Source organism: Paenibacillus germinis (assembly GCF_013141785.1).
Lineage (GTDB): Bacteria > Bacillota > Bacilli > Paenibacillales > NBRC-103111 > Paenibacillus_E > Paenibacillus_E phytorum.
In genome coordinates this window covers 60157-82968 of the sequence record NZ_WHOC01000048.1, presented here as the reverse complement: position 1 = coordinate 82968, position 22812 = coordinate 60157, and the positions used below count along the sequence as shown (strand labels likewise).

Annotated in this window: 24 protein-coding genes and 1 riboswitch; of the genes, 18 read left to right on the top strand and 6 right to left on the bottom strand. The window is 45.2% G+C overall.

The window, feature by feature from the left end; translation table 11 throughout:
• The first annotated feature begins 13 nt into the window (after positions 1-13).
• The 9 genes from GC102_RS10340 (at position 14) to GC102_RS10300 (ending at position 8486) form a co-directional block, all read left to right on the top strand.
• Positions 14-511, top strand: a complete 498-nt coding sequence (locus GC102_RS10340; protein WP_171689440.1) for a GNAT family N-acetyltransferase — start codon at positions 14-16, stop codon at positions 509-511.
• Positions 512-601: 90 nt separating this feature from the next.
• Positions 602-1609: an LLM class flavin-dependent oxidoreductase gene (locus tag GC102_RS10335; protein ID WP_171689439.1), complete on the top strand. Its 1008-nt coding sequence runs from the start codon at positions 602-604 to the stop codon at positions 1607-1609.
• Between the two features lie 195 nt (positions 1610-1804).
• Complete coding sequence (locus tag GC102_RS10330; RefSeq protein ID WP_171689438.1) at positions 1805-3343, top strand: spore germination protein; 1539 nt, start codon at positions 1805-1807, stop codon at positions 3341-3343.
• Positions 3340-4512 (top strand): GerAB/ArcD/ProY family transporter, encoded by a 1173-nt coding sequence (locus GC102_RS10325; RefSeq protein WP_171689437.1) that lies wholly within the window; start codon positions 3340-3342, stop codon positions 4510-4512. Before GC102_RS10330 ends, GC102_RS10325 begins: the two co-directional genes overlap by 4 nt.
• Positions 4422-5558, top strand: a complete 1137-nt coding sequence (locus GC102_RS10320; protein ID WP_171689436.1) for a Ger(x)C family spore germination protein — start codon at positions 4422-4424, stop codon at positions 5556-5558. The genes GC102_RS10325 and GC102_RS10320 overlap by 91 nt, the downstream gene beginning before the upstream one ends.
• 56 nt (positions 5559-5614) lie before the next feature.
• On the top strand, positions 5615-6715 hold the full coding sequence (locus tag GC102_RS10315) for a GerAB/ArcD/ProY family transporter (protein ID WP_171689435.1): 1101 nt from the start codon (positions 5615-5617) through the stop codon (positions 6713-6715).
• Complete coding sequence (locus tag GC102_RS10310) at positions 6712-7839, top strand: Ger(x)C family spore germination protein (RefSeq protein ID WP_171689434.1); 1128 nt, start codon at positions 6712-6714, stop codon at positions 7837-7839. Before GC102_RS10315 ends, GC102_RS10310 begins: the two co-directional genes overlap by 4 nt.
• 111 nt (positions 7840-7950) lie before the next feature.
• A complete protein-coding gene (locus GC102_RS10305; RefSeq protein ID WP_171689433.1) occupies positions 7951-8172 on the top strand; it encodes a hypothetical protein in 222 nt (73 codons plus the stop codon).
• Positions 8173-8198: 26 nt separating this feature from the next.
• Positions 8199-8486: a hypothetical protein gene (locus tag GC102_RS10300; protein WP_171689432.1), complete on the top strand. Its 288-nt coding sequence runs from the start codon at positions 8199-8201 to the stop codon at positions 8484-8486.
• Positions 8487-8696: 210 nt separating this feature from the next.
• On the opposite strand, the gene GC102_RS10295 is transcribed toward GC102_RS10300, so the two are convergent.
• Positions 8697-9290: a DJ-1/PfpI family protein gene (locus GC102_RS10295; protein ID WP_171689431.1), complete on the bottom strand. Its 594-nt coding sequence runs from the start codon at positions 9288-9290 to the stop codon at positions 8697-8699.
• Between the two features lie 62 nt (positions 9291-9352).
• Positions 9353-9431: riboswitch (ZMP/ZTP riboswitch) on the bottom strand.
• Positions 9432-9582: 151 nt separating this feature from the next.
• Between GC102_RS10295 and GC102_RS10290 the strand changes: the two genes are divergently transcribed.
• Positions 9583-10056, top strand: a complete 474-nt coding sequence (locus GC102_RS10290) for a GlcG/HbpS family heme-binding protein (protein ID WP_171689430.1) — start codon at positions 9583-9585, stop codon at positions 10054-10056.
• Between the two features lie 60 nt (positions 10057-10116).
• On the opposite strand, the gene GC102_RS10285 is transcribed toward GC102_RS10290, so the two are convergent.
• Genes GC102_RS10285 through kduI form a run of 4 tightly spaced genes read right to left on the bottom strand, consistent with a single transcriptional unit; the run spans position 10117 to position 13342 of the window.
• The gene (locus GC102_RS10285) at positions 10117-10947 is read right to left on the bottom strand and encodes a sugar phosphate isomerase/epimerase family protein (protein WP_171689429.1); all 831 of its coding nucleotides are present in this window, start codon (positions 10945-10947) and stop codon (positions 10117-10119) included.
• Entirely contained in the window at positions 10948-11700 is a 753-nt protein-coding gene (gene kduD / locus GC102_RS10280) for a 2-dehydro-3-deoxy-D-gluconate 5-dehydrogenase KduD (RefSeq protein ID WP_171689428.1), read from the bottom strand.
• 18 nt (positions 11701-11718) lie between these two features.
• Positions 11719-12474, bottom strand: coding sequence for a DeoR/GlpR family DNA-binding transcription regulator (locus GC102_RS10275; RefSeq protein ID WP_171689427.1), 756 nt, complete (start codon positions 12472-12474; stop codon positions 11719-11721).
• Between the two features lie 34 nt (positions 12475-12508).
• Positions 12509-13342: a 5-dehydro-4-deoxy-D-glucuronate isomerase gene (gene kduI / locus GC102_RS10270; protein ID WP_171689426.1), complete on the bottom strand. Its 834-nt coding sequence runs from the start codon at positions 13340-13342 to the stop codon at positions 12509-12511.
• Positions 13343-13534: 192 nt separating this feature from the next.
• Here kduI and GC102_RS10265 point away from each other — a divergent pair, with 192 nt between their 5' ends.
• A complete protein-coding gene (locus tag GC102_RS10265; protein WP_171689425.1) occupies positions 13535-13699 on the top strand; it encodes a hypothetical protein in 165 nt (54 codons plus the stop codon).
• Positions 13700-14279: 580 nt separating this feature from the next.
• On the opposite strand, the gene GC102_RS10260 is transcribed toward GC102_RS10265, so the two are convergent.
• Positions 14280-15170: a helix-turn-helix domain-containing protein gene (locus tag GC102_RS10260; protein ID WP_171689424.1), complete on the bottom strand. Its 891-nt coding sequence runs from the start codon at positions 15168-15170 to the stop codon at positions 14280-14282.
• A 131-nt stretch (positions 15171-15301) separates the two neighbouring features.
• Between GC102_RS10260 and GC102_RS10255 the strand changes: the two genes are divergently transcribed.
• The 7 genes from GC102_RS10255 (at position 15302) to GC102_RS10225 (ending at position 22791) form a co-directional block, all read left to right on the top strand.
• Entirely contained in the window at positions 15302-16141 is an 840-nt protein-coding gene (locus tag GC102_RS10255) for a phytanoyl-CoA dioxygenase family protein (protein WP_246320846.1), read from the top strand.
• Between the two features lie 100 nt (positions 16142-16241).
• Positions 16242-17063: an AraC family transcriptional regulator gene (locus GC102_RS10250; protein ID WP_171689423.1), complete on the top strand. Its 822-nt coding sequence runs from the start codon at positions 16242-16244 to the stop codon at positions 17061-17063.
• Positions 17053-17973 carry an AraC family transcriptional regulator gene (locus GC102_RS10245; RefSeq protein ID WP_171689422.1) on the top strand — a complete coding sequence of 307 codons (921 nt, stop codon included), beginning with the start codon at positions 17053-17055 and terminating at the stop codon, positions 17971-17973. The genes GC102_RS10250 and GC102_RS10245 overlap by 11 nt, the downstream gene beginning before the upstream one ends.
• A gap of 98 nt (positions 17974-18071) precedes the next feature.
• Positions 18072-19577: an alpha-glucosidase/alpha-galactosidase gene (locus GC102_RS10240; protein WP_171689421.1), complete on the top strand. Its 1506-nt coding sequence runs from the start codon at positions 18072-18074 to the stop codon at positions 19575-19577.
• A 219-nt stretch (positions 19578-19796) separates the two neighbouring features.
• Positions 19797-20114 carry a cupin domain-containing protein gene (locus tag GC102_RS10235; RefSeq protein ID WP_171642082.1) on the top strand — a complete coding sequence of 106 codons (318 nt, stop codon included), beginning with the start codon at positions 19797-19799 and terminating at the stop codon, positions 20112-20114.
• A 76-nt stretch (positions 20115-20190) separates the two neighbouring features.
• Entirely contained in the window at positions 20191-22032 is a 1842-nt protein-coding gene (locus GC102_RS10230) for a sensor histidine kinase (RefSeq protein ID WP_171689420.1), read from the top strand.
• Between the two features lie 6 nt (positions 22033-22038).
• Positions 22039-22791: a response regulator transcription factor gene (locus GC102_RS10225; RefSeq protein WP_171689419.1), complete on the top strand. Its 753-nt coding sequence runs from the start codon at positions 22039-22041 to the stop codon at positions 22789-22791.
• Positions 22792-22812 lie beyond the last annotated feature (21 nt).

Genomic DNA, 22812 nt, shown 5'->3' with positions numbered 1-22812 from the left:
GAAGGTGACCTATATGAGTGAGATTTATCGATTGGCGACGATTGATGATGCAGAAGAACAATACAAAGTCATTGATGGCGCCTATGAGTCGATTCGTGAATTAGGTATTACATTTAGAGCCGCGAATGCGGATATTGACTTGATTCGGGAGAACCTTTTAGAAAATACAAGCTATGTCTTGGAAATTGACGGCTCTATTGCAGCAACCATTTCATTGAAAAATTTGCCAGAACTGACCGATCTGCCTTTTTTGTATTGGTTCGCTGTCTTACCTGAATTCAAAAATCAAGGCGTCGGCAATCGGCTGCTGACTTATGTGGAAGAGGTCATCGTCAGAGACACCTTGTTGGCATCCGGTGTTGTCCTTGCAACGTCGAAGAATCATCCTTGGCTGCTTCCTATGTATGAACGTAAAGGTTATCAAGCCTTTCACGAAAGGCCGCTGGATGAAACGGATACGTTGGTTTTCCTGAAGAAGACTTTATTCGATCAAGTTCAACTTGCCCAATAAGTAGATGCCTAAAGACAGCCGGGAGCTATTCTGGCTGTTTTTTGCTATTCTGTGCTTAAATATGTTACAGTTAAAAGGAGGTGATCGAGCATGTTAAAATTGGGGATTTTGGACCAATCACAAATAGGAGAAGGTCGCAACGCCGCGCAAACGCTGGTTGAAACGACCGAGCTGGCGCAAGAGGCAGATAAACTTGGATATACGCGTTACTGGGTGTCAGAGCATCATGCCTCTGAGGCGCTTGCTCACTCAAGCCCAGAAGTACTTATCGCTCATTTAGCTGCAAAAACGAATCGGATCCGCTTAGGGTCAGGCGGTATCATGATGCCGCATTACAGTGCATACAAAGTAGCAGAAAATTTCCGATTGCTGGAGGCGCTGCATCCAGGAAGGATTGATGTTGGCCTTGGACGTGCGCCAGGCGGCATGCCCATCTCGACGCGAGCGCTGCAAGAGGGGAAATACACGAGCGTAGATCAATACCCGCAGCAAGTTGCAGACTTGACAGGGTATTTATATGATTCGCTGCCTGCGAACCATCGCTTTGCCGCACTGCACGCGTCTCCAATTATTCCGACAGCACCGGAAATTTGGCTGCTCGGTTCTTCCTATGACAGTGCCAGCATTGCTGCTAAACAAGGGGCTGCATTTGGTTTTGCCCAGTTTTTTGGCAATGCCGATTGTGAACAAGCGCTGCAGATTTACCGCGAGGAATTCAAACCGTCTATTTTGAATGATAAGCCACATTCGCTTGCAGCGGTTTTAGTCGTTTGTGCCGATACGGAAGAAGAGGCAAACCGACTAGCGACGAGTACAGATTTGTTCTTCCTATCTCTTGGCCGCGGCGCGCTGCTGCCCTCATTCCCTTCCGTTGAAACGGCTATGAATTATCCGTATACAGAAGCTGATTTGGCCCTAATACGTGGTCGCCAACACAAGCGTATTGTGGGTACTCCACAGCAAGTAAAAGCGGAGATTCTCAAGCTGAACGAGGCGTATAAAGCTGATGAGTTTATGGTCGTATCCCCGATTCATGATGTGGATGCGCGCATTCATTCATATCGTTTGTTAGCCAAGGCATTTGAGCTGCAAGGGTAAATGTTAGCGTAAAGTATGGCCGTATGGAAATAGGCTCAATCTTGTAAATCAGAAGCAGCACACCGATAAACGGTGGCTGCTTTTTTCTATGAGTATCGTATCCTTACTTCCGTTTCATTGGCGTTCAGCCTTTGTCATGAATACATAATTTTGGATAATAAAAGGAAGAATAGGGGTGAGGGTGGTGAAGTTTCGTTGCTATTTTCAAACTGGTTCGGAGGGAAGAAGTATCGTTCGGTTCCAGAGCAAATTAATCAGCCGCCTAGCGACTCGATAAGTGCTTCGTTGGCGCAAAATATTACCTATTTACATAGTCAGTTCAGTCAAACTCCCGATCTGGTTGTGCGGCATTTTATCATCAAAGAGTCTGGGGACCAAGCTGCGCTAGTCTACTTGGTTGGACTCATAGATAAAAACGCAATCAATAATAATGTCCTTCGGCCTCTTCAATTTGAAACGGGAAGCGGCGATTCGGAATATGGCTTTACGATAAATGTAGGTCAAATCGATCCGTTGAAATCTTGGCACCAAATTGAATCTGCCATTTTGCATGGCAGCAGTATTCTCTTTATTGGCGGACGAACGGAAGTCTACGCCTTAGGAACGCAAGGGTGGCCGCAGCGGGCAATTGAAGATCCACAGATTGAGACTTCTTTAAAAGGAGCACATCAAGGCTTTGTTGAAACAGGAAGCCAAAATATTGCTTTAATCCGTCGCTATATTCAAAATCGTGAATTGAAAATGAAAGAGCTGATCGTTGGACGAAGAGGGAACAGTTTAGTTACTATCTTATATTTAGCAGATGTCGCGAATCCTGAGATGCTGAAAGAACTGGAAGATAGGATTCAGCAGCTTGATGTCGATGTCATCCTTAACACAGGTGAGTTGGCAGAGAGGATCGAGGACAATCCGTATTCCCCATTCCCGCAATTTATAACGACGGAAAGACCAGATGCTGCAGCTTCACAAATATTGCAAGGAAGATTCGCTGTTGTCGTCGATCGCTCGCCCAGCGTGTTGATCGCACCAGTGTCATTTATATCTTTTTTTCAGAACATCGACGATTACAGTACACGCTGGTCGATTGCTACTTTTATACGGCTGCTGCGGATATTGGCGTTTTTCGTCGCTATATTTTTGCCGGCATTCTACATTGCCGTCATTTCCTATAATTTCGAGATCATTCCTGTTAAATTACTGCTCACGATTGGCGAGTTCAGAGGAAGAGTGCCCTTTCCGCCATTTGTAGAAGCGATCCTCATGGAGGTAACTTTAGAAATGATGCGTGAGGCAGGTGTGCGCCTGCCAGCTCCAGTCGGGCAAACCGTTGGCATTGTTGGGGGGATTGTCATTGGGCAAGCGATCGTACAGGCAGGACTCATCAGTAATATCATGGTGATTGTCGTTGCCTTTACGGCTATTGCATCGTTCATCCTGCCCAATTATGATATGGTCGCAGCCGTTCGGCTTATCCGCTTCGGCATGATGATAGCTGCCTCCATGTTCGGCATTGTTGGCATCATTATTGGTTTGATGACAATGATCGGACATCTGATTGCTCTCGAATCGCTTGGAACCCCGTACAATACCCCTTTCGCGCCGGTTCGTTTTGCCGATTGGAAAGATACGTTCATTCGTTTACCGTTGTGGATAATGGGCAAGCGACCTCTAGGCACAAGAGCGACCCAATCGAAGAGGCAAGGAACAAATCGTCCAAAAGGTGATGGGAAATGAAGAAATATGCTTACAATGAGATCACCTCTATGCAATATATTTTTCTTAATAGCGGCATACAAGTGAGTGTATTCTTTTTGGCAATGCCGCGAAAATTAGCCGAGAAGGCAGGCACGGATGGCTGGATCGCACTTATCATCGGCTGGGCTATTACGGTTGTGGCAAGCTTGATTGTTATTCAGGTGATGAAAAAGCACCCCGAAGGAACATTATTTGATCTAATAGCACGATATTTGGGCAAATGGGCAGGCAGGGTGGCTGCCATCTTTTTTGCCCTTTATCTCTTTTACTACGCTTATACTGGGCTCGTTGAGGCGGTATTGCTCACGAAGGCATGGCTTTTGCCGCAAACTTCGGCATCTACCGTCATGCTATTATTGCTCATTCCCACTTATGTGATTGCACGTAATGGACTTCGCGTCTTGGGCAGATATGCGGAACTTGTTTTTATGATCTCTTTGTGGATACCATTTGTATATTTATTTCCGCTCAAGGACGCCCACTGGCTCAATATGGTTCCCTTATTAAAGGAAGGATGGAAGCCTGTATTCTCAGCGGTACCTACAACGTTCTTTTCTTATATCGGATTTGCTACCACGTTTATTTTGTATCCTTTTTTGAAGAACAAACAAAAAGCTTCTAGCGCTATCATGATCTCCGATACACTGACGATGCTTGGATATTTGTTCATTACGGTTATCTGTTTTGTCTATTACAGCCCGGATGAAATTCAGAAGTACAACGAACCTGTGGTTAATATCTTAGAAGCCATTGAATTTAATTTTGTAGAACGGATGGAAGTGCTGTTTATCGCGTTTTTTTTGCTTATTTTTTCAATGGCGTGGATACCCGCGATATACATGGGCGTTTTTTGTACAAGCTGGCTGCTCGGAAAGCAGGATCACCGCAATCATTTGCGGATATTGTGGTTGTTCACTGCTGTGAGCACGTTTTTCTTCATACCAACTTTTAATCAGAGAGATCGCATGAATGATTTTCTCATTCAGATTGGTTTTGGAATCGAATATATTTTTCCCGGTTGTTTACTCGTATATTTATGGATGCATGATCGTTTTCAGTGGGGGAAGCGCTTAGGAACAAGCGGCTCCTTCATCTTATACTCATCGCCACGGTTGTCGTCATCATTGCGAGCTGCAGTGACAAGTTAGATATGGAAGAGGCTACACATGCTTTATTAGTAGGTTTTGATCTCGATAAAGAAAACGAGTTCATTCTATATAGCACATCTCCAGTTTTCAGCAAAAATGTTGAGAAAAAAACGCGTGAACTTAGAGTGAAACCACAGACGAATCGGCAATCAAGAGGAAAACAAGACAGTTATACAGATGGTGTTTTCCAAGGGAGAAGTATTCAAGTCCTACTAGTATCTAAGCGAATATTGCAGCAAGAAAATTGGTTCCAATTAACGGATGTTTGGTTTCGCGATCCGAAAAATCCGTTAACGCCAAGGATCATTGCTTTCGATGGACCTCTCTCTGAAATCATCTACCTGAATCCGAAAGATCAGCCGATGATGCCTTTATTGCTGAGGGAAATGGTAGAAACGAAGAATGCCCGATCGGAAACGGTAAAGACGACTTTACAGGGGTTGCACCAACAACTACGTGAAAAGGGTGTCACTCCTATCATCTCTGAAGTTCGAATGAAAGATAAGCAGATTGCGATGACAGGGACGACATTGTTGGATCATAAAGGGAAATTTGCTGATTCTCTGAACATGCAAGAAACTACTCTACTGCGCATTTTGAAAAAAAATACAAAAAAGAGCGTCAACTTAACAATTCCCATTTCCGGCGAAATGAAGATTGGACCATTCCATACAGATAAATTAAGTTTAAACGCGGATGAAATAAAGGTGAAAATCAAGACCTCTTTCCTCAAGGACAAATTTCAGTTCGATATTCACATTACCATGCGCGTAGGACTATCGGAGCTTTTGTTCCCTTACGACGTACGTAGTCAAGGAAAAGAGTTGGAGAATAAGATTACCGAACAAGTGCAAATGCAATTTGAAAACCTCATCAAGAAAATACAAACGGATAAAATTGATCCGATAGGGCTCGGCCTCTATGCGCAAGCGCATGAATATAGCCATTTCAAGAAAGTGGAAGATCAATGGGGTGAAACGCTGGCCAATGCGGATATTCATGTTTCCGTGAAAACAATCATAGGAGCTATGGGATCAGTGAAGTAACAGCCTTGTATGCATACGATGCAGCTTCTTAATGGAAAGCTCTAGGGGGACAACAAGTGAAAAAATATGCCTTGAATGAAATCACCTTCATGCAGTATATCCTTCTCAACTTCGGAATGGTTGTGAGTATCGGATTTTTGTCGCTGCCGCGAGTATTAGCCGAACAGGCAGGCACGGCAGGCTGGATTGCGCTCATCATCGTTTGGATCATCTCCATAGTGGCGAGTCTAATCGTCATACAAGTGATGAAGAGGTACCCAGACGGTACCGTGTTAGATCTATTGTCGATGTATTTGGGCAAATGGGCAGGCAAAGCGGGGGCTATCCTTTTTGCCATCTATCTCTTTTACTACGGATACACAGGTCTCGTATATACGATATTGATTACAAAGCAATATCTTTTGCAGCATACCCCTGCTTATATCGTTATGCTTCTGCTGCTCATTCCCACTTATGTTATTGTGCGGAACGGACCACGCATATTGGGCAGATATGTGGAAGTGATTATACTCCTATCTCTATGGATCCCCTTCGTTTATTTGATTCCGCTTAAGGACGCTCATTGGCTCCGTCTGCTTCCTGTGCTTAAAGAAGGATGGAAGCCTGTTTTCGCAGCGTTACCTGGCACTTTATATTATCATATAGGTTTTTCAACCACGTTTATTTTGTATCCGTTTCTCAAAAACAAGCGGAAGGCTTCAGCAGGAATCGTTATCTCGTATACACTGACGATGCTCATGTATGTGTTCATTACCGTTACTTGTTTCGTCTATTTCGGTCCAGATGAAATTATCGCATACAACGAACCGACGATCAATGTATTGAAAGCTATCGAGTTTAAGATTATATCACGGATCGAAGTGCTATTTATCGCGTTTTATTTGCTTATCTTTTCATTGTCATGGATACCCACGATGTACATGAGCGTTTTTTGCACAACTTGGCTAATCGGAAAGCAGGATCACCGTAATCATTTGCGGCTACTTTGGCTATTCATCGCTGTGGGCACGTATTTCTTCATGCCTACTTTTTTTCAAAGCGAACGGATGAATACTTTACTTGGTCAGATCGGTTTTGTTGTCGAGTACATAGTTCCTGGTTGTTTACTACTGTATGTATGGATACATGATCGTTTGGGGTGGAGGAAGCACTTATGAACAAGCGGCCGCTGTACGTTTTGATTATTTTCATGATTATTATCGTTATTGTTCCGGGGTGCAGTGACCGGTTGGATATGGAAGATTCCACAAACAACCTCGCTCTTGGCATGGATCTCGATAAAGACAACAACTTGCTTGTATTTTTGAATAGCCCTTCTTACGGTAGAGATATCAAGAAGAAAACATTAGAAGTTGAAGTGAAATCGCTAACGATTCGTCAATCGAGAGAGCAGCAAGATGAATTTGCACCGGGTGTAATTACAGGAAGAAAGGTTCAAGTCATGCTTATCGGGAAACGCATCTTGGAACATGAAGACTGGTTCCGGATACTTGACGTCTTTTTTCGTGATATGAAAAATCCATTAACACCTAGAATCATCGCAGTCGATGGATCTATTTCCGATATTATATATCTACATCCGAAAGATCAGCCGATGTTACCTTTATTGTTGCGGGGGATGGTCGATACGAAGAGCGCTCGATCAGAAACGGCAAAAACAACACTACAGCAGCTGCATTGGCAAATGTATGAGAAGGGGGTTACGCCCTATATGTCCGAAATTCAGTTAGACAAGGCCAAACAGATCAGGCTGGTTGGCATAATGCTGCTTGATCATAAAGGGAAATATAAAACCTCGTTGAATACAGAGGAAACCGGTTTACTTCAAATATTGAATAAAAATGCCAAGAAACCTGTTAGCTTTACACTTCCGATTCCTGGTGAGAAGAAGAGCGGTCCATTCCATACAGACCATTTAAGTATATCGGTTCAAGGAATGAAAACGAAAATAAAAACCTCGTATAAGCAGAACAAGTTTCGGTTCGATATCAACATTAAAATGCCAGCCGGTATTACTGAACTTTTATTCCCTTTTAATGTACGAAAGAATGGAAAAGAGTTAGAGAAAATGATTTCTGAACATATGCAAAAGCAATTCGATAACCTCATCAAAAACATACAGAAGCATCAAATCGACCCAATCGGGCTTGGTCTCTACGCTCGGGCCCACGAATATAGTCAATACAAGAAAGTGGAGGATCATTGGGGAGAAGAGCTGTCGAAGGCGGACATTCACGTTTCCGTTAAGGTGATCATAGGAAGTATGGGGCCCGTGAAGTGACTGGTCTTGGAGCAGGCACCCTTTTTGACAAAAAGTAGAAAAGGTTTTGAAGTAAAAATTTGCGTTTTTTTCTTCGTGCCTTTACACTTAAAACAAAAATGGAGTGGTGAAATGAGTAAAGGTAGAGTTTGGAACAAGGGTAAACGCAACGGAGGTGGCGGACCAGCGGCTGGAACAGGTTATAAGGAAAAGCTCGCGGCCACCATGCAAGCGGAGGGTAAATCGGTCGAGGTTATCGATCTTAAGAATCCGATTAATCAGGTTCAACGTATGAATCGTGAGAACTGGGTTGAGCGACCGGTTCGCGTAAATCGTGAACAACCTAAAAAATAAGGCAGATAAGCCTATCCAGACACTTTATGAGTGCTGGGTGGGCTTATTTATTTGTTGCGGGTCATTTGGGGAGGCGGAACTTAGCCATTGTTAAGAAGGGGAGAAGCACGGCTACACTAAAGAAGTTCGACGAGTTCGACAGCGAATGGCAATTCGTACTCGGCTCGAGTGAGATTGTGGATACAAAATACAGGCATAACAGCTGGGAAGTGATTGTGTTTTCTTGGTATTTGGTCTTCCGGTTGATCTGGGGAATGAGGGGGAGGAAATTGTTGTACGGCGTACAACAATTTCTATCATTTCGACTGAGTTAAGGTGAAGATGTTGTATTTTGTACAAAAATATAGCTGTGTTTCCTGCTAAAAAGCTACTTTCGGCTGGAATTGTTGTATTTTGTGCAACAATCGCTAGGAAAACGTGGATTCGCTAGGGAAATGTTGTATGAAGTGCAACAACACCCATACTCTCACTTTAGCTCTCTACAAAGGCAAGTGTATTCCGTTTATCCTTTTTGAGTAGCTTAATCACTCCAAACTCACTTTAGAAATCTGCCCCGCTTGATAGTAAGGGTAGTCCATCTTTTGTTGAACTTGCTGTGCGAAATCTGAGTCAGTGAGCGATTCAATAACGAATAATCCTAAGTCAATAGAGGCCGAAACGCCGCCACCGGTAAAGAGATTCCCGTCTCTGACGATTCGTTTTTTAACGACTTCGGAACAGTAAGGCGTCAATAACTCATAGGCGGAGGGATTTGTGGTTGCCTTTTTTCCATGTAGGAATCCGGCAGCACCTAGTAACAACGCACCTGTACACACAGAAACTTTGTATGTCACATTACCTGAGGTTTGGAGCCAAGTGATGAAGGCAGCGTCGAATCTAAGGCTTCTCGTTGCAAATCCGCCAGGTACGAACAGGAGATCATAAACCGATAGATCGGGATAGACATGTGTTACCTTGACGGTTAAGCCTCGGTCGTCCGTAATTTCCTCCTTATTGGAGCAGAAATCCCAAGTGACGTTCTCTTTAGCCCCCAAAATGCCCATCCATGTGATAGCTTCAAAGAAGCCAGCAAAGTCTAACGTTGTCATTCCATCGAATAGTACAAATGCGATTTTCATAAACAGCCACCTGACCTTTCAATTGTCATAAAAGCACAAAAAAGCATTTGATTAAGGATCAAATACTTTGCCCAGGCGTCCGGCTGTTTACAATGTGCTCCCTCATGGTTATCCATGTTTACGCCAGTCACACATCGGTTTAATTTCTATAATCTTACAATTTCCCTCACCGAAATTCAATATCTTTTTTCGAGTGACGACAATGACTTAAACCCTTCACGTCCCCATATGAATGGAAGAGGCGTTCGTTGCGCACCTCATAAAGGCCGACAAGCGGGGAGGGAATTACATAGTGAAATCGGTATTTAAGCTTGAAGTAGAGGAAGCGAAGGTCATGATCGCAGCAGGCATACAAGCGGCAATAGAAGCGAATGCAGCCGAAACGATATGTATCGTAGACGATGGCGGGTATCTAATTGCATTAGAAAGAATGAATGGCGCTCGCAATACGAGCCCGGAAATCGCCATAGCTAAGGCGTTTACAGCTAGCGGTCATAGGCGTTCTACGCATTTGTTCAATCAGCCCGGTGGTCCAGCGACTATCCATGGTGAGGCATTTGGTATTCATGCGATGATGCCTGGTAAATTTGCTATTTTCGTCGGGGGGCTTCCGATTGTGGTGAACGGGAGTGTCATTGGCGGAGTTGGTGTAAGTGGAGGGAATGGAGAGGATGACATTGCGGTGGGGGTTGCGGCGTTAAAGGCGCTGCAGTCTTATCTGGGTAATGCGTACGAAGTCATGACAGAGCCTGATATAAAGAAATAGGCGTCATTCAAATAGGAAAGGCCCCAATCCCTCCAATGAAAGAGAGAACGGGGCTTATTTTTAACCCATAAGGCTTCTTACGTACTGAAAAGTTTCGTCAAGCGTATCATCAGCAAGCTGTTCTAAAGAGATATCGATGCCTGGCTTTGCCCGGTACAGCTTCTCCAAGAACGATTTCGTTTGGAAAATACCCTTACCAGATCGTACCTCTTTTAGCTTGTCGTTTTGAATGACAACATCCTTAAGATGGGCGAGGACAATCCGGTCACCGAAAGCAGCAAAGGCCTGATCCAGAAAAACTTCTTGCGATTCAACAGCAGCGGGTGGCAGTAGATTCACTGGATCAAATACAACCCCCAGATTACTGGATGGAACCTCATCCAAAATCCGGACCATTTTATCGCAGCTAGATAATGTGTGAGTGAATACCGGTTCGAGTCCGATGAAGACACCCCAACGTTCCGCTTCCTCTGCCAATTCTTCAATTGTTTGCTTGAGGATCTCCCAACCAATAGCCTCATAACGCTCGGAATCCTGCGAGAGGTACGTCGTTAAGTCAGCTGTTTCCGTCGCAACGATAGAGGTACCAAAGTCTCTGGCAAAACGCAGATGCTCTTTGAAACGGTTAATTTCATGACGCCGCTGCTGCGGATCTGGATGAATCGGGTTGATATAACAGCCAAGCACGCCAATCCGGATACCAGCACGGTGGAAGTGCTCGCCAATGTGGTTGGCAAGAGCAGGGCTGAGCCTGCCGAGGCTGGTGTCAAAATCACTGATTGCTTTGCTGAGTGCCAGTTGAACGAAGTCAATGCCTCGTCCGCTTAGCTTCTCTGTTAATTGCTTCAATGGAAGATGTCCGACGGTATGGGCTAATGTACCAATTCCCATCTATCTAGCCATCCATCCGCCGTCCACGCATAGTACGTGTCCGTTCATATAATCCGATGCATTCGATGACAAGAAAACAACAGGACCTTTCAAATCCTCTGGTGAGCCCCAACGGCCTGCCGGAATCCGATCTGTAATGGATTGTGTGCGTTTCTCATCTTTGAGGATAGGAGCTGTATTATTGGTCGTCATGTAACCAGGAGCGATGGCATTGATCTGGATACCTTTCCCGGCCCACTCGTTCGCTAATGCTTTGGTAACACCAGCAATAGCATGTTTACTCGCTGTGTAGCCAGGAACATTAATGCCTCCTTGGTAAGTCAGCATGGAAGCGATGTTCACGATCTTGCCGCTGCCGCGCTCAATCATGTGACGGCCAATCAGCTGGCACAAGAAGAAGGCAGAGTTCAAGTTCAGATCAATGACATCGTGCCAATCTTGACGTGCATGGTCAACAGCTGGCGTACGTCGGATGATTCCGGCATTATTCACGAGAATATCGATGCCGCCGTAGATGCCGATGGCTTTGTTTACCACATCATCAAGGATGTCTTCGTTGCTAAGATCAGCTGCAATCAGCTCGGCTTTTCCGCCAAGTGCTCGGATGGCTTCTACCGTTTGAACGCTTTCGGAAGAGGATACAGCAATGACGTTCGCGCCTGCTTCAGCAAGGCCGATTGCCATCGCTTGACCAAGACCGCCGGAAGCGCCGGTTACGAAGGCTGTTTTGCCTGTTAAATTAAAAAGTGTCATGAAGGATACTCCTTTTCACTATTGAGTTACGATCTGGATGCCAGCATCACGGTACTGCTTGGCAATATCAGCAGGTAGAGCACTGTCTGTTAGAATCATAGCCACCTCGGACAACGAAGCGAATGTTCGTAAGGCACACTGGCCGAATTTGTAATGATCGGCAACGCCATAAACCGTTGCGCTGGATCGAATCAATGCACGTTTATAATCGGCATGATCACTCGTGTAAATGGTAAAGCCGTGCTGTAAATGAACTCCAGTGGCAGAAATGAACGATTTCTGAATGTTGAGCTTATTCACATATTCCACGGCTTCAGGACCTGCGAGCATGTTGCGCAGACGGTAGCCGCCTGGAACAACCAAGCGGATTTCTTCCTTATGCAAGAGCTCAGAGATAATAAATAAATCGTTCGTTACAACAGTAAGCGGCTGATTCTCCAGCCGCCTAGCAATTTCAAGTGTTGTACTGCCGCCATCGAGGGCAATAATATCTCTTGGTTGAATGTATCGCAGAGCAATCGTCGCGATTTCGGATTTCTGATCGGCATGCTTAATGATCGGTTCTTTCGTTGAAAGAATGCCAAGCTGATCACTTTGAGCGAGCACCGCGCCGCCATGAATGCGGACAAGCAGCCCTTTTTCTTCGAGTTTAGCCAAATCTTCGCGAATCGTTTTACCTGTAACGTCCAGCCGTTCACTAAGCTCGTTAACGGTTACTTCTTTCTGTGCCAGTAGTATTTCCATAATAGTTTCATATCTGCGTAAAGGGTTCATCGGTTCTCATCCGTTTCTAAATAGAGGTTACCGACTATTTTAAATCTTTCATGGCCACGGCGTCCATATCATCAAACATTTGATTTTCGCCAGCCATGCCCCAAATGAAGGTGTAATTGTTCGTGCCAACACCGCTATGAATGGACCAGCTTGGGGAGATGACAGCTTGCTCATTGCGCATAACTACGTGACGTGTTTGCTGCGGTTCGCCCATCATGTGGAACACTACTGCATCTTCTGGCATGTCAAAGTAGAAATAAACTTCGGAACGACGATTGTGTGTATGAGAAGGCATCGTGTTCCACATGTTGCCTGGCTTCAGAAGCGTCATACCCATTACGAGTTGACAGCTTTTTACGCCGCCAGTGTGGATGTATTTGTAAATCGTGCGCTCATTGGATGTATTGATGCTGCCTAAGTGAGTAGGAGTAGCTTCACTGATGGCGACTTTCACTGTTGGATATGTTTGGTGAGCTGGCGTGGAATTAAAGTAGAATTTCGCTGGCTCAGCAGCGTTATCACTAGCAAACGTAATATCCTTCGCGCCAAGACCAATATAAATGCAATCTTTGGAATCCATGTTGTAAACCGTTCCATCAACGGTGATCGTGCCTCTGCCGCCTACATTAATAATACCGATCTCGCGGCGCTCTAAGAAATAATCAGCAGCCATTTCTTTCTTGTCAGCTTGTAATTGAAGTGCGCCTGTAATAGGAAGCACGCCACCAATGATGAAACGGTCAACGTGGGAGTACACTAATTTAATATCATTAGGTGAGAACAAAGAATTAATTTGAAATTCAGCTTGCAGGCGTTCAGTGTCAAATTGCTTAACTTCATTCGGGTGTGATGCGTAGCGGATATCCATCGGTTAATCTCTCCTCAAAATTGGTTTAATTATGTTGATATGTGTTCATATAGGTTTAATTTACTCCATTAATAGGGTTTAGGCAAGGGTTTTTGGACCTATATTTCAAAAGTTTCAGTTAGGGTGGATAAAGTCTGAGCAATAAGTAAACAACAAACAAACGAGACTGTTTTACACTTAGGAGGTTATCACATGGATAAAAATCATTATTTCGATCACGTATGTAACGACACGATTCCCACTCTTCCTGAGGAAGAGGCCACAACACCAACAGATATGCTGAGTGAGGCTGTTGAGGAAATCATGGATAATGTGAAAAAGGTGTTCTCGACCAGCGAACCTGATGATCGGGATTAGGAGTGGAATAGCTTCTTCCGAGGATGGGAGAGCGCTGCAAAGGACCTTGTTGTCTACATGTGTAGATAACAAGGTCCTTTTTTCATTCGGGGTTAGGGGTAAGTCGACGATGCTTACCTTATTTAGGATAGTTTGCAACGAATATTTGCTAGGCTAAGTGAGATTTTGGATATGCACAATATCTCGGTAAGTAACTATTCCTCACAGCTGGTAGGCATAACTCCAAAATCTGATTTTAGAGTCATTCAGCTTTCGCGAGAGTAGATGGGCAATCGTGGTTACCATTGTTGTATATTCTACAACAATTCACACGCCAAAAGGCTATTTGGCAACTTGAAGTTGCAGTTTGTACAACAATTCTGTCCATTTGTTGCGAAATGGCCTATATAGGGCCAAATTGTTGTACATAATGCAACAACGAAGGGAAAGAGGCGAGATTTAGGCAGCAATTGCTGCACTTTTTGCAACATCACTATCATAAAACCGCGAATATGGATTCATTCCTTCATTCATCTAGCAACCTCAACCCAGTATATATGACGATTGATCCCGATTTAAGACACCTCAATGTAGAGCTAGATCAGACGAATGAATCGACGGTCTCATTTTTAGTTTGATTCATTCTCCATTGGATCGGGGTCATGCCTGTAATGCGTTTAAACACGGTGGCAAAATGTTGACTGGACGCGTAACCCAATTCATTGGCAATCTTTGTTACCGTATCTGTGCCTTCAACAAGCAGTCCGCAGGCATTTTTAATTCGTGCGCGTTCAATAAATACCATTGGCGGGAGCCCTGTGTATTCCTGGAAGGTGCGGAAGAAGTGGGAGGGACTGATCCGGACAAAATCAGCCATTTCTTCGATGGTGGGGCGCCATTGCGGCTCTTCCGCGATCCGGCCTATCAGTGCATCCAATTGACGCAATAGATCGTCTGCGAGAGAAACCATTTGTTGACTAGGCTGAAGAATTCGAAGCAGCATCCCTAGCAGCGCTTGGCGGGTAGAGGAGGTTCGTAATGGACTGTTGGAATTTATCGCATTTCGCAACTGTCTAATGTCGTCAACGGCTTGCAGACCAGTATGCGTAACTCTGGGCAGTGCCTCTAGTGCATGTCTGAAGCATTCACTCTCGTCTTGCGGCAAGCGCAACCAATCATCCGAAAGTGGTGGTGTGACGATGAACCACCAGAATCGACTGGGCTCAATCACGTTGAAGCCCCCGCGATGAACCTCGCCAGGACTTGTGTGAAACACGTCACCTGCTTTTGTCTCATAGACGTGCCCACCCAGCTCCCAGCTGGCTTTGCCCCGTTCAACCAAAACGAATTCGTATCCGTCATGCTTATGATAGGGAAGGGGCAATGCCGACCTAATCTCATCGAAGCCGAAAAGGAGCAGCTCCGGAACTCCTAGTATGCGATTTTCCTTATTGATGTCGTAAGTCCAGCGTGGACCTTGTTTCGTAGGCATGGGGAGAGACCTCCTCTACATTCGGGTGTTTTCATTTGTCTTATGTGTTTCTCATACTACTTTATAGCTCTGTGAACGTCAATCAACCAGGGATTAAGTATGATGAAAGCAAGACGTATAAGGAGGAATTTATGATGACTTCGCAAGCAGAGAGAACATACAAAATTACGGCTCAGGATAAGGATACATTCAATCGCGATGGTTACTGGATATCTCCGAAGCTGCTGGACGATGATCAAATCGAGCGGTTGCGACTTGCGCATGAGCGGGTTTGGGCTGGCGATTACGATGGCGATGGGCTCCCAATGAACCATTACCGTGCGAACTCGAACCCCGATTCGCTCCGCAAGCTAGATAATGGATGGTGGATCAATGACGAGATCCGAAAAACCGTCACGGATCCGTTAATCGGTGAGTTTACAGCCGATTTGCTGGAGACCGATGAAATTCGGCTGTGGCACGATCAAGTTATTTATAAACCAGGTGTCGGTGACAAGGAGACGCAGTCCGGCAACGTGGGCTGGCATCAGGATTACGGCTACTGGCAATGCTCCAACAATCCGAATATGGTAACCGTTTGGATCGCGCTGCAGGACACGGATCTAACCAACGGCGGGATGATGACCATTCTTGGCTCTCACAAGTGGGGATTGATACCTGATAGCAACACGTTCTTCGATCCGAACATGGAGGAGCTTAGGAACAAATATGCGGCAGGCCGCGAATGGGTCGAAGAGCCCTGCATTTTGAAGGCAGGTCAGGCAAGCTTTCATCACGCTCTTACGTTCCATGGCTCGGGAGCTAACAAGACGAATGAGCCGCGTATGTCTGTCGTCGCGCATCTGATGCCGGGCGGCACCAGCTACCGCGCAGGCGTGCAGCGTCATGACAATTCCCGTCTGTTAGGACCGCGCCCTTATCACGGTCAAGCTTTTGCAAATGAGTATTTTCCGGTTTTGTTTAAACGATAATTAAGGTGCAAAATCCCTTCCACACGAAGGGATTTTCTTTTTACCTACAGGCGGTTACAATTGCCTTAATGATGACACAGCTTTTCTGGAGATGAAGCACATGGCGAATCCGTTGGAACATCTTAGTTTTAATCATATCGATTCCGCTACGGTCGGTACGATTGTATATCCGCCGGGCGGCAAGTATGGTCCTCGCATCCAACAAGATATTCAGCTGGTTCTATTACATACTGGTTCTATGGAAGTGACCATTGATGGAGTCCTCTTCCGACTGGAGCCCGGCAATGTGGCACTTCTGAAGCCAGGGCACATTGAGCATTTTACATTTGCAGATGAACAGGACAGCTGGCATCGTTGGGTGGCGATAAGCGTCCAACTATTATCTGTGGATGAAGTAAAAGCATTGGAGCAGGTTCCGTTTAGTCTCCCAATCTCAGAACACTTGAACCGAATAACAGACCTTATGCTATCGATCCGATCCGAGCATGCGGATACAGGTCCTGTCATGCGAAGTCTCGGCCTCACAGCGATTCAATTGTTTCTAACCGAACTGTCCAAAGCGCAGCTGCAGCAAGACATTCATCCATCTGTTTTACGTGCGAAAGCTTATATTCATCAAGAGTTCAAGGAAGGACTCGATTTGACGATGATTGCCGCGCATGCGGGAGTTTCAGATGAGCATTTGGTCCGACTTTTCCGTAAATACGAGCAAACGACGCCGATTAAATATGTATGGCACTATCGTGTACTGCGTGCTATTGAGTTACTAGCCCATACGGGTTTATCGATATCGGAAATTGCTCAGCGAAGCGGGTTCCAAACCAGTTACCACTTCGCGCGATTGGTGAAGCAGCAAACAGGTAAAACCCCTTCAGAAATAAGGACTTCATCTTGGGGGAAAGGAGATTCCCATGCAGAATAGCGGCAGCCTTTTTCACGCCTTTTTGACCGAGCATCACTGCCTTCCTCAGGTGATGGCGTATTATTTTAAACAATGGCAAGGCTTCAATATGCCCTTTCATCGCCATGATGCGGTAGAAATAATGTATACCATACAAGGTTACTGTGACATTGAAATCCAAACACTGCCTACACAAACAGAGAGTGTTAGTCTCAAAAAGGGAGAGTTCATTATTATGGACGCTAATGTCTCCCATCGATTGATCGTTGACGAGGCTGCTCCCTGTAGAATGCTAAATGTAGAGTTCCGCTTTACCCAGCAAAAGGGTGTGTTCCCATCTATTCATCAACTGGCCGCAGAAGACAAGCTTTTAGCTACTTTACTGGAGGTCAAATCGCCTTATTTGGTACTGCGCGACCCCGATGAGGTTTACCACATTATGAAAAGCTTGGTGCTTGAACTGGATAAAGCTGCTGCCAAAAGTGAAACGATGGTTCAATTGCTCATCGCTCAACTGCTCATTCGAATTGCACGTCTTAGGCAAGAAGCAGCAAGCAGCGGCATGGCGCAAAGTGAGTGGTATGTGAAACAGAGCATGGATTATTTGCACCAGAACTATGACCGCGACATTCAAGTGAAGGATATTGCTGGAGTCGTAAATTTACACCCTGGGTATTTACAGCGGATTTTCAAATCTTTAACGGGGCAAACCCTTATGGCTTATTTAACCGTGATTCGAATGGAAAAAGCCAAAATGCTGCTGCTGGAAACCGATGTGCCGATTTCAGAAATATGCGATTATATCGGGGTTGGGAGCCGACAGTATTTTCATATGCTTTTCAAAGACTATACTGATTTAACCCCTACGGAATATCGTAAATCAATGGATACTTCAAAGTGGGAATATCCAGAAAAAAGTTGGGATTTTTGACAAATCATCTCCCATGAAGTTAGGAATTTGATAACGTTTTCTCTTTCGCGCTTGATACAATGTGAATTGTAGATTAAACGATAGAGAGGACGATAGATATGTCATTTAAGGTGGCTTTTATTGGAGCAGGGAGTATTGGATTTACACGCGGATTACTTCGAGATTTGTTAGCCGTATCTGAATTTCACGATATTCAAGTCGCTTTTACAGACATTAATCAACATAATTTAGATATGGTTACCGAGCTGTGCCAAAGGGATATTCGAGAAAATGGATTGAAAATAGAGATTCAAGCTACTACAGATCGTAGAGAAGCTTTGAAAGATGCGAAGTATGTCTTATGTACGATTCGTGTGGGAGGTCTGGAGGCTTTTGCCACCGATGTGGATATTCCGCTGAAATACGGTGTTGACCAATGTGTGGGCGACACGCTATGTGCAGGCGGCATAATGTATGGTCAGCGCGGCATTTCGGAAATGCTTCGCATTTGCCAAGATATTCGGGAAGTAGCTGCGCCTGACGTGCTGCTGTTAAATTATGCGAATCCGATGGCCATGCTGACTTGGGCTTGCAACAAGTATGGCGGTGTGCGGACGATCGGTCTCTGTCACGGTGTTCAGCATGGGCATAAACAAATCGCGGAAGTATACGGCTTGGAGAAAAAAGAAGTAGACATTATTTGCGCAGGCATCAATCATCAAACGTGGTATGTACAGATCCGTCACAACGGTCAAGATTTGACAGGCGGTCTGCTTGAAGCCTTCGAGAACCATCCGGAGTTCACACGTACGGAGAAAGTGCGTATCGACATGCTGCGCCGCTTTGGCTACTATAGTACAGAATCCAATGGACATCTAAGCGAGTATGTGCCTTGGTACCGAAAGCGTGCTAGTGAAATCCAAGATTGGATTGACATGGGCAGCTGGATTAATGGAGAAACAGGCGGTTATCTGCGTGTTTGCACGGAGGGACGCAACTGGTTCGAAACGGAGTTTCCGAACTGGATGAAGGATAAGGCATTTGTTTACGATGCCGAGAAACGCAGTGAAGAGCATGGCTCTTATATTATTGAAGGTCTTGAGACAGGACGCGTCTATCGCGGACATTTCAACTTAGTCAATAACGGTGTCATCTCGAATCTGCCTGATGATGCGATTATCGAAGCACCAGGCTATGTAGATCGCAACGGCATCTCGATGCCGCATGTTGGGGACCTGCCGCTTGGACCAGCAGCAGTATGCAATGTGAGTATTTCCGTGCAGCGGCTTGCGGTGGAAGCGGCTGTACATGGCGATGATAAGCTGCTTCGTCAAGCGTTTATGATGGATCCGCTCGTAGGAGCTGTCTGCAATCCCAAAGAAATTTGGCAAATGGTCGATGAAATGTTGGTCGCTCAGGAGGCATGGCTGCCTCAGTATGGCGCGGCTATTACAGAAGCAAAGCAACGTCTCGCAGCTGGGAACCTCGTTCCTACGCGCAGCTACGAAGGTGCAGCTCGTTTGAAAGTGAAAACGGTGGAAGAAATGCAGCAGGATCGTGAAGCTGCGAATAAAAATGCAGGGGAAGCGGACAAAGGGAAGGATCGTGCAGCTGTTAACTCTTAATGTTCGTTTGGATTCAAGTATGTTCATTTAGGTGCTTCTCAGATATAATTAAAAAGTAAGTGAAGGACCGCTTGCGGTCCTTTTATTTGTAGATAAGAAAGTATAAGTTTTATACTTTTGCTTCGCATCTACCTTGACAAACGCGCTCGTCCCTGAAGGACGACGAAGTCGTTTATCCTTGTTTCGTTAGATCGTTTAATTATGAAAGGGGAAAGTCAGATGTCTAATATTGGCGTATGGGAAGCAGCCGAGCCAGGCGTTCAGCGCTGTATTCTAAAAGCTGAGGTTGGTTTAATGATGATGGAGGTTCATTTCGAGCCAGGAGCCATTGGTTACCAACACAGCCATGTGCATGAACAAATGTCCTATTGCTTAAAAGGAAAAATTGAGTTTACTATAGATGGTGTTGTGACCGTTATCGAGCAAGGCCAGACGGTCTACATACCAAGTAACGCCAAGCATGGTGTTACAGCATTAGAAGAATCCGCATTGTTAGATGTCTTCACACCGATTCGCGAAGATCTTGTCAAACGGTAACCAGTTGCGCTTGCAGCTGGTTTTTCTTTCCTAAGATTTGAATGCGTTTACAAATTCGGCGGAATGGAGGCTGAACATGAGTAGAAGAGGTCGTAAAGCTTGGATATGGTTCTACAGAAGCTTGTTTTTGCGTGATCGTCCATTGACAGTGAAATTGCTCGTCTATTCGGCTATGCTGGTTGTCATTCCGCTGCTTGTGGTTGGGCTTATTTCTTTTCAGAAATCATCCGAAGTGCTTCGCGAGGAAGCCAATTTGAGCAACAAGCAAATCATTGAGCAAGTCAAGCTGCATATTGAATACTATATTCGAGATTTCGAGATCGACTCGATTCGCATGCAGAATCATCCTTCGATGCAGCAGTTTCTTAGGATGACAAGCGAACAGGAAGTGAAAAATTCAGGCATCCGCGAGCCCATGATGCAGCTATTGAACGATACCGCTTACTCTCGATCAGACATCTCTCGGATCATGCTTGTTATGGAAAACCAGACGGTCTTGGATACAAGCATGAACAAAAATGTGACCCCGGCGCTGCAATTAATACAGGAGCCATGGTTTGCCAGTGTACCTTCCAACAGTGATATTATGTTGATCATAAGACCGCCTTCTCAGCGCTATGAGCTGGAATATGTGTCTGTTCTCTCCATCGTGAAGCGCTTAGTGAGTCCCAATACATTAGAGCCGGTTGCAACGCTAATTATGGAGGTCAACTTTAAACGGATTCAAGAGATTGCTGAACGGGTTACAATTGGCCGAACAGGGTATTTATCTATTCTCGACTCATACGGGCGTTATATTTATTCACCTGAGTATAAGGAAATAGGTCATTTGGCGGATTGGGATCAATTAAAATGGATTTTACAGCAGGAAAGCGGATCTTACCAAGCGCAAACAGGAGATAAGCCTTTCTACACCTTCAGCCTGTCATCCTATTTAAATTGGCGGTTGGTGACGACAATCCCTGAAGAAGAATTGACACGTGGAACCGAGTATATTCGGCGAACGATTTGGTGGACGGTCCTTGCCACATTATTAATTGCCTATTTGATTGGGATTGGTTTTGCTACGAGTATCGTTCGACCTGTGAGGGCGCTGCAATTTTTCATGAAAAGAGTGAAAGAGGGCGACTTTCTGGCTCGCGTGGATATCGAATCCAAGGATGAGATTGGGCAGCTAACGAACGATTTTAATAAAATGGTAGAAAAGCTCCAGGTACTGCTCGATGAAATTTACTACTCACAACTCCGAGAGAAGGATCTTCAGCTGCGCCAAAAAGAGACAGAACTGAAAGTGCTGCAATCGCAGGTTAATCCGCACTTTCTCATGAACGCTTTAGAAACGGTGCGTGGGATGGCACTGGAAAAGGATATGACCGACATCTCTGTGCTAGTTGCTTCTCTTGCTCGTCTACTGCGTTACAATTTGAATCATGCTGGGGCAACGATCTCCTTGCAGCAGGAAATCCAGATATGTGATATGTATTTACGGATTCAGAAATATCGGTTTGACGATAAACTCACCTATGAATTCCAGATCCCTGAATGGGCAGAAGGACAAATTATTGCGAAGTTCGCTTTACAGCCTTTGGTTGAAAATTGTGTCATTCATGGCATTGAAACGAGTGCACAGCCTGTTCATATTGTCATTTCAGCTGCTCAAATAAATGATCATCAATTTGTTGTTAAGATTCAGGATAGCGGTGTTGGCATTCCGGCAGCCAAACTCCGTGCCTTACAGCTCGATTTGCTGCAAAAGGACATGGTTACGGCGGTATCACAGATCGGCATCGTCAACGTGCATCGGCGTATCTCTTATCTGTTTGGTGACGCCTATGGTCTGGAGCTTGAAAGTGCAGAGGCAGGAACTCTGGTGAGAATCAAGCTGCCGCTGAAGCCTCACGGAGAGGAAGGGAGGTAGTGGGTCATGTATAAAGTCATTCTCGTGGACGATGAAAGATGGGTTCGTGTCGTGCTTCGGAAAGCCGTGGAACAAACAAAGCTTCCTTTCGAAATCGTGCAGGAATGCGCGAATGGTTTGGAGGCTATAGATGCGCTGCAGAAGCACGAAGCTGATTTGGTTATTTCGGATGTAAAGATGCCGATCATGGACGGCATTGCTTTAGCGGAGCAAATGACACAAGTATCAGCCAATTTAATCTTAGTGAGCGGATATGATGATTTTCAGTTAGCGCAGCAAGCAATACGATTTGGGGTGAAGGACTATCTGCTTAAACCTGTGGAAATGGAGGCAATGGCAGATTGTTTGGGCCGATGGATGCAAGACCGGACGACGAAGTCAGCGAGGCACTTGGCGGATTCCCCGCTAATCGGAACGGACGAATTGTCAGCCATTGAACAAGTGCAGCAGTTTATCGGTTCGAACTTATCCAGAGACATCACCTTAACCGATGCTGCAGCTTTGGTCCATTTGAACCCCAGTTACTTAAGCCAGCTCTTTAAGCAGCAAACGGGAGGCAAGTTCGTCGATTATGTCATTGAAATGCGCATGGAAGAAGCGAAGAAGCTGCTGATAAAAACGTCTTTACGTGTCTCTGAGATCGCGGAACGACTTGGTTATGGGGATATTTCTTACTTCAGCAGTACGTTCAAAAAGCTGACAGGCTGCTCCCCGTTGGAATATAGGAAATGTGGCGGAAGGCTAGATGAAGCCAAATGAAGTCAAATGAAAAGGACACCT